This is a genomic window from Streptomyces sp. NPDC002845 (assembly GCF_053591955.1).
The window spans coordinates 206,526-221,942 of the sequence record NZ_JBSFUU010000003.1; the positions used below are offsets into that span (position 1 = coordinate 206,526).

The following is a 15,417-nucleotide window of genomic DNA, read 5'->3' on the forward strand; positions in this document are numbered from 1 at the left end:
TTGCGATCGCACGCTCCTCCACTCTCGGCTGCGCTCGAGCGGGGGGGACCCCCATGACGACGTGCGCTGATCCGACCGGGGATATGACACAGGCTCTGAACCCGACCGGTGTCGGTGTGCTGCGCCGGACCGGCCGTCAGGTGCGGCCGGTCCGGCGCGTCCGGCTTCCCGGGGACGAGCCGGCCGTCCCCTTCAGCCGCCCGTGGCGTCCAGCGCCGCCGCCGGCCCGTTCACCGGCTGCGGCACCCCGGCGGGGTCGAGGACGAACAGCGGGACGTCCAGCTCGTCGGCGCGGGCGCGGGCGTCGTCGGCGTACCCGGATAGGGAGAAGTAGACGCACTCGGCGGACTCCGCCATGGCCGTGAGCCACAGGCACTCCACATCCCGTACCGAGGCCGGACCCGCCGTCGGGTCCACCTGGGCCAGGATGCCGTGCGCGGCCAGGCCGATGCCGGCCGTGGTCCGCCGGCCGGCGCGGCGGACGTCCTGGTGGCCGAGCCCGCGCAGATACAGCGCGGCGGCGGTGACGGCATCGAGGGCGGTGCGGATCGGCACGGTCCGGCGGGCGTCGCTCCGTGACGCCGGGGTGCGGCCACCGCCGCCCCCGGCCGCCCGGTCGACGGGCACGCACAGCACCGTCCCGCACGGGCAGCCCAGTTCCGGGCGCGGCCACTGGCTCTCGTGCCCGCAGGCGGAGCAGCGCACGCCGATCCACTCCTCGTCCCAGGCGCGGTGGGTGACGGCTGTCGGCGTCCCGTGGGCGTCGAGCGGCGGGGTCACGGGGGCTCCGCAGACGCACGGGTACGACGGTGCCGTGTAGCGGTGCCGGTGCCCGCAGGCCGGACAGCGCACCGAGATGCTCTCGGACATGCCCCTCATCGTCCTCCTGGCACCCCCTGTCTGTCCGTCCCTTGACGGTCGTGCCCTTGACGGTCCTGGGCCACCCATCTACATTTCTTCCAGATAGTAGAAAATAACTTCCACATTGCGGAAGTCTCCGACGCGGGCGCGACGGGAGTGCGAATCCGACAGCCGAAGCAGGAGTACTCAATGGCTCGTATGACCGCTGCCCGCGCGGCAGCCGAGATCCTCAAGCGTGAGGGCGTCACCGACGCCTTCGGTGTCCCGGGCGCGGCGATCAACCCCTTCTACGCGGCCCTCAAGGCATCCGGCGGCATCAGCCACACCCTCGCCCGCCATGTCGAGGGCGCCTCGCACATGGCGGAGGGGTACACCCGGACCCACCCGGGCAACATCGGCGTCTGTGTCGGTACGTCCGGTCCCGCCGGCACCGACATGATCACCGGGCTCTACTCCGCCATCGGTGACTCCGTCCCGATCCTCTGCATCACCGGGCAGGCGCCCACCGCCGTGATCCACAAGGAGGACTTCCAGGCCGTCGACATCGCCTCCATCGCGAAGCCGGTCACGAAGATGGCCGTCACGGTGCTGGAGGCCGCGCAGGTCCCGGGCGTCTTCCAGCAGGCCTTCCACCTCATGCGCTCCGGCCGCCCCGGGCCCGTTCTCATCGACCTGCCGATCGACGTCCAGCTCACCGAGATCGAGTTCGACCCGGAGACGTACGAGCCGCTCCCCGTCTACAAGCCGGCCGCCTCCCGCGCCCAGGTCGAGAAGGCGATCGGGATGCTGAACGCGGCCGAGCGGCCCCTCATCGTCGCCGGCGGCGGTGTCATCAACGCCGACGCCTGTGAACTCCTGGTGGAATTCGCCGAGTTGACCGGCGTCCCGGTCGTCCCCACCCTCATGGGCTGGGGCGTCCTGCCCGACGACCACGACCTGAACGCCGGCATGGTCGGCCTGCAGACCTCGCACCGCTACGGCAACGCGACCTTCCTGGAGTCCGACTTCGTCCTCGGCATCGGCAACCGCTGGGCCAACCGCCACACCGGCAGGCTGGACGTCTACACGGCCGGCCGCACATTCGTCCACGTCGACATCGAGCCCACCCAGATCGGCAGGATCTTCGCCCCCGACTACGGCATCGCCTCCGACGCGAAGGCCGCGCTGGAGCTCTTCGTCGAGTCGGCACGGGAGTTGAAGGAGGCGGGCGCGCTGCCCGACCGGTCCGGCTGGGCCGCCGCCGCGCAGGACAAGAAGGCCCGCCTCCAGCGCCGTACGCACTTCGACGACATCCCGATCAAGCCGCAGCGCGTGTACGAGGAGATGAACAAGGCCTTCGGCCCCGAGACCCGGTACGTCTCCACGATCGGCCTCTCGCAGATCGCCGGCGCCCAGATGCTGCACGTCTACCGGCCGCGCCACTGGATCAACTGCGGCCAGGCGGGCCCCCTCGGCTGGACCGTCCCCGCCGCGCTCGGTGTCGCCAAGGCCGACCCGGAGGCGCAAGTGGTCGCGCTGTCCGGCGACTACGACTTCCAGTTCATGATCGAGGAACTGGCTGTCGGGGCCCAGCACCGGATCCCGTACGTCCATGTCCTGGTGAACAACTCCTACCTGGGCCTGATTCGCCAGGCCCAGCGGGCGTTCGACATCGACTTCCAGGTCAAGCTGGAGTTCGAGAACATCAACTCACCCGAACTGGGCGTCTACGGTGTCGACCACGTCAAGGTCGCCGAGGGCCTCGGCTGCGGGGCGATCCGGGTGACGGACCCGAACGAGCTGGGCGCCGCCTTCGAGCAGGCCAAGAAGCTCGCCGCCGAGCATCAGGTCCCGGTCGTCGTCGAGGCCATCCTCGAACGCGTCACCAACATCTCGATGTCCACGACCAACGACATCGGCAACGTGGTGGAGTTCGAGGAGATCGCGACGGAGCCGGGGCACGCGCCCACGTCGATCAGGACGCTGAAGGTCTGACACACCCGCCGCGGCCCCCACCGGCGCGGGGCGGCGGCGCGGGACCCATGCCGCAGCGGTGCGACCTCACACGAACTCCGCAGTCCCGTCGCACCGCTGCGCATGGTTCCCCCGTTCCCCCGTTCCCTTCCTCTTACCTTCCCGTCCCCCGTTGTTCCCCCCGTTCCCCCGTTCTCCCCTGTTCCCCCGCTCCCGAGGCCCGCCGCCCCCGTGCCGGCGGGCCTCGCTGTGCCGAGAATGTGCCCGCGCCCGGGGGGAGTTGAAGCCTCTTGCGCCGTGTTCAGAGCTTGATTTGAGGGTTCCGTAGACGGCGTACGTCCGATTGCGTACGCACGTGAGCGCCGGGTACGGACTGTCATCCGTACCCGGCGTCCGGGTCGTGCAGGTGGGGCGTTTGGGTGGGACCGCGGCGGATACGACGGCACCGGGGGCGCCTTCCCTCACGTCGAGAAGGGGCTCCGGGACCTTCACCACCGCACTGGCTCGCACAGCGCCGCGGTCCCCGTCAGGGGGCTGCTGGATTCCGGTCCGCGGCGGCGCCTGGGCGCGACGGGACAGGTGTCGGCGCCGCCGCGGACCGGAGTCTTGGTGGGGGTATGGACTTTGGGGTGCGGACGGATCAGAGGCGGGCGCCGGAGAGGCGCTCCACGGACCGCAGCAGCGCCGAGTGGTCCAGGCCGCCGTCGCCCTGGGTGCGGAGGGAGGCCACCAGCTGGGCCACCACGGCACCGGCGGGCAGCGCGGCGCCCACGGTCCGGGCCGCGTCCGTCACGATCCCCATGTCCTTGTGGTGCAGATCGATACGGAAGCCCGGCTTGAAGTCGCGGTTCAGGAAGTTGTCCTTCTTCCGCGTCAGTACGGTCGAGCCCGCGAGCCCGCCGCCCAGGACGTCGAGGGCTGCCTTGAGGTCGACGCCCGACTTCTCCAGGAAGACCACGGCCTCGGCGCACGCCTGGATGTTCACGGCGACGATCAGCTGGTTCGCGGCCTTCACGGTCTGGCCCGAGCCGTGCGGGCCGCACAGCACGATGGTCCTGCCGAGCGCCTCGAAGATCGGCTTCGCCGCGTCGAAGTCGGCCTGCTCACCACCGACCATGACGGACAGTACGGCCTCGACGGCGCCCGCCTCGCCGCCGGAGACGGGGGCGTCGAGGACCCGGATGCCCTTCTCCGCGGCCGCCTTCGCCAGGTCGACGGAGGTCTGCGGGGTGATCGACGACATGTCGATGAGGAGGGCGCCGGGCCTCACGTTCTCCAGGATGCCGTCCGGACCGTACGCGACGGCCTCGACCTGCGGAGAGGCGGGCACCATCGTGATGACGACGTCGGCGTCCCGCACGGCCTCGGCGAGGGAACCGGCCGCGGTTCCCCCGGCGGCGGCCAGGCGGTCCAGCTTCTCCTGTTCCAGGGTGTAGCCGGTGACGTCGTACCCGGCCTTGATCAGATTCTCGGACATGGGGGAGCCCATGATGCCGAGGCCTATCCAGGCGACCTTGGGAAGCGTTGTGCTGCTCATGTTGAGGGTGCCTCTCTAACCGCTGTGCTACGTCTGGGAGTTGCCCCTTAACGGGCGTCGGTGGGCAGCCACGCGAAGGTCTCGGCGCTCGGGCGGTCGCCCGGCTTGTACTCCAGGCCGACCCAGCCCTCGTAACCGGCCTTCCTCAGCCGGCCGAGGAGGTCCTCCAGTGGCAGCGTGCCCGTGCCGGGGGCGCCGCGGCCGGGGTTGTCGGCGATCTGGACGTGGCCGGTCCTGGCGGTGTACCGCTCGATGGCCGAGGGCAGGTCCTCGCCGTTCATGGACAGGTGGTAGAGGTCCATGAGGAACTTCGCGTTGCCGAGCCCGGTCGCCGCGTTGACCTTGTCGACGACCGCGATGGCGGCCTCGGCGGTCACCAGCGGGTAGAGCGGTGACTCCGGCTTGTTGAGGGTCTCGATCAGGAGGACGGCACCGATGCGGTCGGCGGCGCTGGCCGCCAACACCAGGTTCTCCAGGGCGAGTTCGTCCTGCACGGCCGGGGCCACGCCGTCGACGCGGTTGCCGTACAGGGCGTTGAGGGCCTTGCAGCCCAGCGACTGGGCGAAGTCCGCCGCCACGTCGATGTTGGCGCGGAACCTCGCCGACTCCTCGCCGGGGATCGACAGGGCGCCCCGGTCCGGGCCGGGGAGCTGTCCGGCGTAGAAGTTCAGGCCCGTGAGGCGAACACCCGCGTCCTCGATCGCGCTCTTCAGGGCGTCGAGCTCGGACCGGTCGGGCGTGGGGGAGCCGACCCAGGGCCACCACAGCTCGACCGCGGTGAAGCCGACGGCGCGGGCTGCCGCGGGGCGCTCCAGGAGCGGGAGTTCCGTGAAGAGGATCGACAGGTTGACGCTGAAGCGCTGCTCTGCGGCGGTGCCCCATTCAAGACCTGGCATGCGACCGGCGCTCCCTTCCGTGGCCGTAGTCCCTGATATTTCGTATTGCGGAATTTCTTTTCTGCTTAATGGAAGGCTGCCGCCAGGTGCCGCGCCTTGTCAAGGGGGGAGGCTGTGCCCGTGCGTGGATCGCGGGTTTCCGGTCGGGATCGGCCGTTCCGTCTTACGAAAGGCTTACGCGGCCGTGTCGGGCCGCCTCGCGCACCTACGCTCGCGGCGTGCCCATCATTCGAAGGACCGTCCTCGTCACCGCCGCGCCCCTCCTCCTGGCCGTGGCGGGCATCGTGCACCCCAGGGGACTGTCCAGATCGACGGCCATGGACTGGGCGCACCTGCACATCGTGCTGCTGCCGCTCTTTCCACTGCTCACCATCGGCCTGCTCATGCCCCTGTGGCGCCGGCCCCGGGCCGACCTCGCGGGCTTCGCCACCGTCGTCGCCTGGGTGAGCGCCTTCGTCTACGCGGCCTTCTACACGGGGCTCGACGCGGTCGCCGGTATCGCTGCCGGAACCGCGGTCGAGCACGCCGCCGAAGGGACGAGCCTGGCGGTGCTCAAACGCCCCCTCTACGACACGGGCGAGGCGCTCGGGGAGGTCGGGGTGTACGCCCTCCTCTGTGCCGTCGTGGCCACCGCGGTCGCACTGTTCCCCCGGCGCGGCGTCCGGGTCCTTCCCGGCGCGGTGGTGCTGCTCGCGGCCGGCTGGTCCTTCATCGACAGCCACATCTTCTGGCCGCGCGGGGTGTGGACGATGCTCGGCTTCGCCCTGGGGTTCGCTCTGCTGACTTGGGGAGCCGGGCGGAGCGAAGCCCGGGGCGGGGTTCGCTGACGGCGCGCTGAGCCCCCTCCGGCCGGGCACTCCAGGCGCCTCAAGGCGTTCATGTCTGTGAATATCGATCAAGTACACGTCTATTGACGTGCCCGCGGCGAGCGCCTAATTTCCGGAGAAAGCGCTTTCCCTCAGTCGGATGCGATACCTGGTTCATCTGACATATTCACATGGCTGAACCGGCCGCATCGTCGCACCTTGAGCCGCAACAGAAAAGGGGTCAGCCCATACGTGCTGCCATCGGCGCCGAGCCAGGTCTTCCCCGCGCCGACTGGCGGTCCCGTGGCCCCTTGCACGAACCCCTGGTCGGACGAACCACACCTGGAGACGAACGATGCAACCGAGACCCGTCATCGCGTGTGTCGGCCTACTGGCCGGTACGCTCGTCGCACTGTCCGGCACCACGGCGCTGGCCGCCTCCACCCGGTACGAGGCCGAGAGCTCCCCGACCGTCTGCACCGGCACCATCGACTCCAACTGGGCCGGCTACTCGGGCAGCGGATTCTGCAACGGCACCAACGCGGTCGGCGCCTACGCGCAGTTCACCGTGAACGCTTCCGCCTCGGGCACCGCGACACTGACGGTCCGCTTCGCCAACGGAACCACCGCCGCACGGCCCGCGGACGTCACGGTGAACGGCTCGACCGCCGCGTCGGCGTCGTTCGAGTCCACCGGCGCCTGGGACACATGGGCGACGAAGACGCTCACGGTGCCGGTGAACTCGGGCAGCAACACCATCCGGCTCAGCCCCACCACCTCCGCCGGCCTGCCCAACATCGACTACCTCGACGTGGAGACGGGCGACACCCCGTCTCCGACGGGCCCCGCGCTGTACGTGGCGCCGAACGGCACCGACAGCGCGGCCGGAACGGAGTCGGCCCCGACGACGCTCACCTCGGCGATCAGCCGTATCACTCCCGGCGGGACGATCTACATGCGCGGCGGCACCTACCGCTACTCGCAGACGGTCACCATCCCGGCGGGCAACAACGGCACCTCCGGCGACCGCACGGAACTGTCCGCCTACCCGGGCGAGACCCCGGTGCTGAACTTCTCGGCCCAGAGCGAGAGTTCGTCGAACCGCGGGCTCGCCGTCAACGGGTCGTACTGGCACGTCAAGGGCATCGTCGTCGAACGCGCCGGTGACAACGGGATCTTCGTCGGCGGCAGCAACAACATCTTCGAGCGCACGGTGACGCGCTTCAACCGTGACACCGGGCTGCAGCTCTCGCGGATGTCCTCCAGCATCCCCAGCAGCCAGTGGCCGTCCAACAACCTCATTCTGAGCGCGGAGTCGCACGACAACGCCGACTCCGACGGCGAGGACGCCGACGGCTTCGCCGCGAAGCTCACCTCCGGCACCGGGAACGTCTTCCGCTACGCCGTGGCCCACAACAACATCGACGACGGCTGGGACCTCTACACCAAGACCGACACCGGACCCATCGGCGCGGTGACCATCGAGGACTCCCTCGCCTACGAGAACGGCACCCTCAGCGACGGCTCCCAGGCCGGCAACGGTGACCGCAACGGCTACAAGCTCGGCGGCGAGGACATCGGGGTCAACCACGTCATCCGGCGCAACATCGCCTACGACAACGGCAAGCACGGGTTCACCTACAACAGGAACCTCGGCACGATGACGGTGTCGGGCAACGTCAGCATCGACAGCGCCCAGCGCAACTTCAACTTCGACGGCGGCACCTCGGTGTTCCGGGACAACACCTCGTGCCGCAGCGGCAGCGGGACGAACGACAGGATCATCGGCAACTCGGACAGCTCCAACCAGTTCTGGTCCGGCTCGAACGGGTCCCGGTGTTCCTCGTACGCCGGTGCCCTGCGCTGGTCCTTCGCCGCGGACGGCCGCCTCGTCGTGACCTTCGGGTCGTGACCCTCGGCGGCAGTCAGGTGGCGCCGTAACCGCCCCCGGGGCGTCGCCCGGTCGCTCGCGTCGGCCGGTCCGTCCGGTCCGTCCGGATGGGCCGGACGGACCGCAGCCGCGTGTCAGACCGCCGGGCCCGTCGGCAGTGGCTGTTCGGTCCAGATGATCTTGCCGTTGGAGGTGTAGCGGGTACCCCAGCGCTCGGTGAGCTGGGCGACGAGGAAGAGGCCGCGTCCGCCCTCGTCCTCGTTCCTGGCGCGGCGCAGCCGGGGAGAGGTGCTGCTGCCATCGGCGACCTCGCAGATGAGGGCGCGGTCGCGGACCAGCCGCAGCTGGACCGGGCCGGTCGCGTGGCGGATGGCGTTGGTGACCAGTTCACTGGCGACGAGTTCGGTGGTGAAGGCCAGTTCGTCGAGGTCCCAGGTGGCGAGTTGGTCGGTGACCGCGGCGCGGGAGCGGGAGACGGCCGCCGGGTCGCTGGGCACGTCCCACTGGGCGACCTGGTCGGGCCCCAGGGCGTGCGTACGGGCGACGAGCAGAGCGACGTCGTCGCTCGGCTGGGCCGGGAGCAGCGCGTCGAGGACGGCCTCGCAGGTGTCTTCCGGCGCCCGGTCGGCGCGGGCCAGGACGGTACGGAGCTTGTCCAGGCCGTGGTCGATGTCCCGGTGCCGGTCCTCGATCAGTCCGTTGGTGTAGAGCACCAGTTGGCTGCCCTCGGCCAGTTCCAGCTCGACCGTCTCGAAGGGCATTCCGCCGAGCCCGAGCGGCGGCCCCGACGGCAGATCGACGAAGCGCACGCTCCCGTCGGGTCCGACGACCGCGGGGGAGGGGTGCCCGGCGCGGGTGAGGGCGCAGCGCCGGGACACCGGATCGTAGACGGCGTACAGACAGGTGGCTCCGACGATCGCGGAGTCCGGGTCGTTCTCCGCCTCCGCCGCCCAGCCCTCGCCCCGGTCGAGCCGTCCGACCAGGTCGTCGAGGTGGGTGAGAAGCTCGTCCGGCGGCAGGTCCAGGGAGCAGAAGTTGTGTACGGCGGTGCGCAGCCGGCCCATGGTGGCGGCGGCGTGCAGACCGTGGCCGACCACGTCGCCGACCACCAGTGCCACCCGGCCGCCGGACAGCGGGATGACGTCGAACCAGTCGCCGCCCACCTCGGCCTGCGCGGGCAGATAGCGGTAGGCGAGCTCGACGGCGCTCTGCTCGGGCCGTCCGCGGGGCAGCAGGCTGCGTTGCAGGGCGAGGGCGGTGTTGTGCTCGCGGGTGTAGCGGCGGGCGTTGTCGACGCAGATCGCCGCGCGGCCGACCAGCTCCTGAGCCAGGGACAGATCGTCGTCCTCGAACGGGGCGGGCCGCTCGGACCGGTAGAAGCTCACCACACCGAGGGTCACTCCCCGGGCTCGCAGCGGCACCGTGATCAGGGAGTGGATGCCCGCCGCCAGCACCTGCCCGACCCGCGCCGGATCCTGGGCGCTCCAGCCGCCGGCCTCGGCCAGTACGGGTTCGAGCACCGACTGCCCGCTCTCCAGGCTGCGGGCCTGCGGCGTGGACGGGACGAACCGGACCGGGTCGCCGACCTCGTACAGCGAGGACTTCTCGTGCACCGCGCCCAGGGCGACCCGGCGCAGCGGGGCGCCCGCGCCGAGCGGCCCCGGCTCGTCGCCGCGCAGCACGCAGTCGGGCAGGTCCACGGCTGCGAAGTCGGCGAACCGGGGCACGGTCACCTCCGCCAGTTCCTCGGCGGTACGGGTGACGTCCAGGGTGGTCCCGACGCGGACACCGGCGTCGTGCAGCAACTCCAGGCGCCTGCGGGCCAGTACGGCCAGTCGGCCGACGCCGGGCTCGCCGACGAGCAGCAGCCAGCCGTGGGCGGCTCCGGAGTCGGTGCCGTTCCCGTCGGCCGTGTTCGTGGTGGGCACGATTGCCGTGGTCGTGGGGGAGTGCGGCGGTGCGACAGCGCGCAGGGCCACGGCGGGCCGTACCGCCGTGGTCGCCGGAGTCTCGCCGTGCGCGGCCGGTGCCGTGAGTTCGGTATGGCGCAGATGCGGTCCGCCGAGGACACGGGCCTCGATGACCACGCCGGTCTCGCCCGCCGCCCCCATGACCGGGCGACGCAGCAGGATCGCCGTGCGGCCGCCGGAGAGGGCCACTTCGTCGAAGGTGCGCCGCGGTGAGGCGATGAGTTCCTCGGCCTTCTCCCGCAGCAACGCCAGATCGATCCGGCCGAGGGTGTCGCCGTTGTGGGCGGCCCCGAGTCCCCGGGGTGCGTGCTCGGGCTGTCGCGGCCACGCGCCGTGGAAGGCCCGCCGGTACGCGGTGAGCAGCGCCCTCTCCCGTTGCGCGGCCTGCTCCAGCAGCCGGGCCTCGATGTCGCCGGCGGCCTCGCGCACCAGCCGCAGCATGGCGGGGTCGCCGTCGTCGCGCAGGCACGTCAGGTCGAGGACCGCCTCGATGCGCCCGCTGAGCGGGTTTCTGACGGGGGCTCCGGCGCAGGTGAACGGAGACAGGCAGTCGGCGAAGTGCTCACGGCCGGCGACGTAGACGGGCCGGCGTCCTGCCAGTGCGGTGCCCACGCCATTGGTGCCCGCGACCGCTTCGGAGGCGCAGAAGCCGGGGGCGAAGTTCACCTCGTCGAGGTGTGCGCGCAGCTGCCGGTCGCCGCCGTGCCGCTGGACCATGCGGGCCCGTCCGTCGCAGAGCACGACGCTCATGCTCACGTTCGCGAGCGACGTGGTCAGCTGCTCCAGCACCGGTTCGGCCGCGCGGAGGAGCGGGTCCCCGATGGCGGGGTCCGGCTCATAGGGGACCAGCAACCGGTGCGGCTCGACGCCCGCGGACCGGCAACGCCTCCAGGACTCGAGCACCGAGTCCCGGACGTCCGAGTCGACCCGCGCACCGGAGAGAAAACGCTCATGGGCATCGACAAGCCCGCCGATGTCGTCCCACGCGACGGACAACCGGATCACTTCCCTCACTTGGAGGGGCCCCGTTGCGTTCCGCCGCTCGGCTCACCCCCGGGGAGACCTCCAAGCGCTTCAACCCTAGACCCATTGTGGTGTAAATCACAATATCGACCCCATGTGGCCGTCCGGGTGACGGCTCCCGGCGCGAAGCGGGAGCGGCCCTCCGTCCGTTAGAGTCGCTGCCGGGCGGAGGAACCGGCTCCGTCGCCGGGTAAGGGTGCAGGTCAGGCCGTTGTTGGGGGCATAATGCGATTGCGGGTGGAGTTCACCACCGAACCCTTCGACCTCGACGAGGCGCCCCCGCACGCGCTGGTCGCCCGTGAGGTCGTCGAGGCCGCCGATCTGGACGCCGTGGACGTCGGCCCGTTCGGCAACACCGCCGAGGGGCGCTCCGACGCGGTGCTCACCGCGGTCGACGCCCTGCTGCGCAAGGCTCTGGAGGCGGGTGCCACCCGGATCTCGCTCCAGGTCAACGTGATCGGGGAGGCGGACCGGTGACCGGCGCGGGGGATGAGCCCTTCGTCGCGGCCGTCAAGCCCCTGGTCGACGCCATGGGCGCGGTCATACTCCCGCCGGACGAGGCCGGCCCCGACGATGTGGTGCTCTCCTGGGAGGGCGCCGACGTCGTCGCCGTACGCCTGCCACAGCTCGCCGACTCGCTGGACCGCATCCTGGTCGCCATGGAGCGCAAGAAGGGCAAACCGCTGGCCGACCTCGACCGCAGGGCCAAGCAGGAGGTCGTACGGGTACTCGAAGCGCGCGGCGCCTTCTCCGTGCGCCATGGCGTGGAGACCGTCGCGAGTGCGCTCGGGGTGAGCCGCTTCACGGTCTACAACTATCTGAACCGTGAGAAGGGGTCCTGACCAGGGCCGTTCCCTTACGATCGCCCGGCCGCCGCCCGACCCTCGGGAGGCGGCCTTCGTTGTTCTCCGGCCTGCCGTGTCACCCGGAATTTTCAACAAACTGTTGACGGGTCGTCGTCGGAAGGCGTTAGCTGTCCGAAGTCCGTCCAGCAACAAGGCCACTACGGCCGACACGGCCACGGAGGCTCCCGTGACTTCGAGTACGACCCCTGGCGGCCTCGCCCGGTTCAACGTCCTGGAGGAGCGGGCGGCCGCCGCGGCGCTCCATGAGGCGTGCGCCTCGGCGGAATGGGGACGCAGGCTGCTCGCGGAGCGGCCGTACGCCACCATCGACGACCTCCTCGCCGCGAGTGACGCCGCCATGGCGGAGCTGACCGCCGCGGACCTGGCGGAGGCGATGGCCGGGCACCCGCCGATCGGCCGCCCGAAGCCCGGGGACCCGGCCTCGGCCCGCGAGCAGCGCGGTATGGCCGGCGCCTCCGAGGAACTCAGGGCGGAGATGCTCGAACTGAACCTGGCGTACCAGGAGAGGTTCGGTCACGTCTTCCTGATCTGCGCCACCGGCCGCACCGGCGCGCAGATGCGCGACGCGGTCAGGGAACGGATCGGTAACGCGCCGGAGCGGGAGCGGGAGATCGTCCGCATCGAACTGGGCAAGATCAACCGCATCCGGCTGACCCGACTCGTCGAAGAGGACGCACCAGTATGAGCACCAGCACCACGGCCTCGGTGTCCACGCACATCCTGGACACCAGCATCGGCCGCCCTGCCCAGGGCGTCGCCGTCCACCTCGCCGCCCGCAGTGGCCGCGACGCGGACTGGCAGGCGCTCGGCGGCTCCGCGACCGACGCCGACGGCCGGTGCAAGGGCCTCCCGGCCCTGCCGGAAGGGACGACCCACGTACGGCTCGACTTCGCGGTCGAGGCGTACTTCGAGAAGAAGCAAGCCGATGCACAGCAGGACGCCCCCGCGAATCGGGACAGCGGCCCTGGGGTGTTCTTCCCGGAGGTGGCGATCACGTTCGCCGTCGTGCCGGGCGAGCATTACCACGTACCGCTGCTGCTCAACCCGTTCGGCTACTCCGTATACCGAGGGAGCTAGCACATGCCCATCCTGGGACAGAACCAGTACGGCAAGGCCGAGAACCGAGTCGTACGCGTCACGCGGGACGGCGCCACCCACCACATCAAGGACCTCAACGTCTCCGTGTCGCTGAGCGGCGACATGGAGGAGGTCCACTACTCCGGCTCGAACGCGAACGTCCTGCCGACGGACACCACCAAGAACACCGTGTACGCCTTCGCCAAGGAGCACGGCATCGAGTCCGCCGAGCAGTTCGGCATCCACCTCGCCCGCCACTTCGTCACCTCGCAGCCCGCGATCCACCGGGCCCGCATCAGCGTCGAGGAGTACGCCTGGGAGCGGATCGAGCACACCAAGGAGGGCGCGCACTCCTTTGCCCGCAAGGGCCAGGAGACCCGGCTCGCGCAGATCACCTACGACGGTTCCTCGTGGGAGGTGGTCTCCGGCCTCAAGGACCTCACCGTCATGAACTCCACCGACTCGGAGTTCGGGGGCTACGTCAAGGACAAGTACACGACCCTTCCCGAGGCGTACGACCGCGTCCTGGCCACCGAGGTCTCCGCCCGCTGGCGCTTCAACTGGTCCGACGACCAGCGGGAGACGCCCGACTGGGAGGAGTCCTACGAACAGACGAAGAAGCACCTGCTCCAGGCCTTCGCCGAGACGTACTCGCTGTCGTTGCAGCAGACGCTCTACCAGATGGGCGCGCGGATCATCGACAACCGCGGTGAGATCGACGAGGTCCGCTTCTCGCTCCCGAACAAGCATCACTTCCTCGTGGACCTGGGGCCGTTCGAGCTGAAGAACAACAACGAGGTGTATCTCGCCGCCGACCGGCCGTACGGCCTGATCGAGGCCACCGTCCTGCGGGAAGGCTGCGAGGCGAAGATCCCGGTGGACCTCACCAACCTGTGACGCGGACCCGGATGAGTACACGGAAAGTAGGGGACGAACGATGACTCAGCGCATCGTCATCGAGAACTGCGCGATCGCGACCGTGGACGCGGACGACACCGAGTACGCCTCGGGACACGTGATCGTGGCGGACAACCGGATCGAGTCGCTCGGCGCGGGCAGGGCCCCCGAGGGCCTGGAGAACGTGGTCCGCCGCATCGACGCCACCGGCCACCTCGTGACCCCCGGCCTGGTCAACACCCACCACCACTTCTACCAGTGGATCACCCGGGGCCTCGCCACCGACCACAACCTCTTCAACTGGCTCGTCGCGCTCTACCCGACCTGGGCGCGCATCGACGAGCGGATGACGTACGCGGCCGCGCAGGGGTCCCTCGCGATGCTGGCCCGCGGCGGTGTCACCACCGCGATGGACCACCACTACGTCTTCCCGCACGGCTCCGGCGACCTGTCGGGCTCCATCATCCGGGCCGCCCGCGAGACGGGCGTCCGCTTCACCCTCGCCCGCGGTTCGATGGACCGCAGCGAGAAGGACGGCGGTCTGCCGCCGGACTTCGCCGTCGAGACCCTCGAAGGCGCGCTCGCCGCGACCGAGGAGACCGTCAAGCGGCACCACGACACCTCCTTCGACGCGATGACCCAGGTCGCCGTCGCCCCCTGCTCGCCCTTCTCCGTCTCCACCGAACTGCTCCGGGAGGGCGCCGAACTGGCCCGCCGCCTCGGTGTACGGCTGCACACCCACGGCTCGGAGACGGTCGAGGAGGAGAAGTTCTGCCACGAGCTGTTCGGCATGGGCCCGACCGACTACTTCGAGTCGACGGGCTGGCTCGGCGAGGACGTGTGGATGGCGCACTGCGTCCACATGAACGACTCCGACATCGACGCCTTCGCCCGTACGAAGACGGGGGTCGCCCACTGCCCGTCCTCCAACGCCCGCCTCGCGGCCGGCATCGCCCGCGTCCCCGACATGCTCGCGGCCGGCGTCCCGGTCGGCCTCGGCGTCGACGGCACGGCGTCGAACGAGTCGGGCGAACTCCACACCGAGTTGCGCAACGCGCTGCTGATCAACCGGCTCGGGGCACACCGCGAGGCCGCCCTGAACGCCCGCCAGGCGCTGCGCCTGGGCACCTACGGCGGCGCCCGGGTCCTGGGCCGCGCCACGCAGATCGGTTCCCTGGAGCCGGGCAAGCTGGCCGACCTGGTCCTGTGGAGGATGGACACCCTGGCCCACGCGTCCATCGCCGACCCGGTGACCGCCCTGGTCTTCGGCGCCGCCGCCCCGGTCACCCTCTCGCTCGTGGGCGGCCGGCCCGTCGTCGAGAACGGCTGCCTCCTGCACGTGGACGAGGACGCCGTCGCCCGCTCCACCCGCGAGGAGGCCCGGCGGCTGGCGGAGATCGCCGCGCGGGGCTGAGAGCCTGTGTCATGTCCCCGGCCGGGCGCCCGCCGTCTGGCACGCACTCCCCCACTGCCTTAAGGGCGTGGGGGGACCCCCAGCCGCGTTGCCGAAAGGTCCTGGTGGCTCCTCCCCCACGCTCGAACCGGCTTCGCTCGGCTCGCGCGGGGGCACCCCCATCGAGGACCTTCCGGCGCCTTGCGATCGCACGCTCCCCCACTCTCGGCTGCGCTCGAGCGGGGGG

General features: G+C 70.6%; 13 protein-coding genes. 9 read left to right on the forward strand and 4 right to left on the reverse strand.

Annotated features, from left to right (window positions below; genetic code table 11):
- Positions 1–192: 192 nt before the first annotated feature.
- Positions 193–879: a hypothetical protein gene (locus tag ACWD3C_RS03410; RefSeq protein ID WP_451139552.1), complete on the reverse strand. Its 687-nt coding sequence runs from the start codon at positions 877–879 to the stop codon at positions 193–195.
- 171 nt (positions 880–1,050) lie between these two features.
- Here ACWD3C_RS03410 and gcl point away from each other — a divergent pair, with 171 nt between their 5' ends.
- Positions 1,051–2,835: a glyoxylate carboligase gene (gcl, locus tag ACWD3C_RS03415; RefSeq protein WP_451139554.1), complete on the forward strand. Its 1,785-nt coding sequence runs from the start codon at positions 1,051–1,053 to the stop codon at positions 2,833–2,835.
- 619 nt (positions 2,836–3,454) lie between these two features.
- On the opposite strand, the gene ACWD3C_RS03420 is transcribed toward gcl, so the two are convergent.
- Positions 3,455–4,351, reverse strand: coding sequence for a 2-hydroxy-3-oxopropionate reductase (locus ACWD3C_RS03420; protein WP_451139556.1), 897 nt, complete (start codon positions 4,349–4,351; stop codon positions 3,455–3,457).
- A gap of 47 nt (positions 4,352–4,398) precedes the next feature.
- Positions 4,399–5,247: a TIM barrel protein gene (locus ACWD3C_RS03425; RefSeq protein WP_451139558.1), complete on the reverse strand. Its 849-nt coding sequence runs from the start codon at positions 5,245–5,247 to the stop codon at positions 4,399–4,401.
- Positions 5,248–5,465: 218 nt separating this feature from the next.
- Between ACWD3C_RS03425 and ACWD3C_RS03430 the strand changes: the two genes are divergently transcribed.
- On the forward strand, positions 5,466–6,074 hold the full coding sequence (locus ACWD3C_RS03430) for a hypothetical protein (RefSeq protein WP_451139560.1): 609 nt from the start codon (positions 5,466–5,468) through the stop codon (positions 6,072–6,074).
- Positions 6,075–6,408: 334 nt separating this feature from the next.
- Positions 6,409–7,965, forward strand: a complete 1,557-nt coding sequence (locus ACWD3C_RS03435) for a carbohydrate-binding protein (protein ID WP_451139562.1) — start codon at positions 6,409–6,411, stop codon at positions 7,963–7,965.
- A 113-nt stretch (positions 7,966–8,078) separates the two neighbouring features.
- Here ACWD3C_RS03435 and ACWD3C_RS03440 read toward each other — a convergent pair whose 3' ends face one another.
- A complete protein-coding gene (locus ACWD3C_RS03440) occupies positions 8,079–10,919 on the reverse strand; it encodes a SpoIIE family protein phosphatase (protein WP_451139625.1) in 2,841 nt (946 codons plus the stop codon).
- A 243-nt stretch (positions 10,920–11,162) separates the two neighbouring features.
- Between ACWD3C_RS03440 and ACWD3C_RS03445 the strand changes: the two genes are divergently transcribed.
- The 6 genes from ACWD3C_RS03445 (at position 11,163) to ACWD3C_RS03470 (ending at position 15,191) form a co-directional block, all read left to right on the forward strand.
- Positions 11,163–11,414: a hypothetical protein gene (locus ACWD3C_RS03445; protein ID WP_451139564.1), complete on the forward strand. Its 252-nt coding sequence runs from the start codon at positions 11,163–11,165 to the stop codon at positions 11,412–11,414.
- Entirely contained in the window at positions 11,411–11,779 is a 369-nt protein-coding gene (locus ACWD3C_RS03450) for a helix-turn-helix domain-containing protein (protein WP_451139566.1), read from the forward strand. Before ACWD3C_RS03445 ends, ACWD3C_RS03450 begins: the two co-directional genes overlap by 4 nt.
- 190 nt (positions 11,780–11,969) lie before the next feature.
- Entirely contained in the window at positions 11,970–12,488 is a 519-nt protein-coding gene (gene uraD, locus ACWD3C_RS03455) for a 2-oxo-4-hydroxy-4-carboxy-5-ureidoimidazoline decarboxylase (RefSeq protein ID WP_451139568.1), read from the forward strand.
- Entirely contained in the window at positions 12,485–12,880 is a 396-nt protein-coding gene (gene uraH / locus ACWD3C_RS03460) for a hydroxyisourate hydrolase (protein WP_451139570.1), read from the forward strand. Before uraD ends, uraH begins: the two co-directional genes overlap by 4 nt.
- A 3-nt stretch (positions 12,881–12,883) precedes the next feature.
- Positions 12,884–13,777, forward strand: a complete 894-nt coding sequence (gene pucL / locus ACWD3C_RS03465) for a factor-independent urate hydroxylase (RefSeq protein ID WP_451139572.1) — start codon at positions 12,884–12,886, stop codon at positions 13,775–13,777.
- 40 nt (positions 13,778–13,817) lie between these two features.
- Positions 13,818–15,191, forward strand: a complete 1,374-nt coding sequence (locus ACWD3C_RS03470; RefSeq protein ID WP_451139574.1) for an 8-oxoguanine deaminase — start codon at positions 13,818–13,820, stop codon at positions 15,189–15,191.
- Positions 15,192–15,417 lie beyond the last annotated feature (226 nt).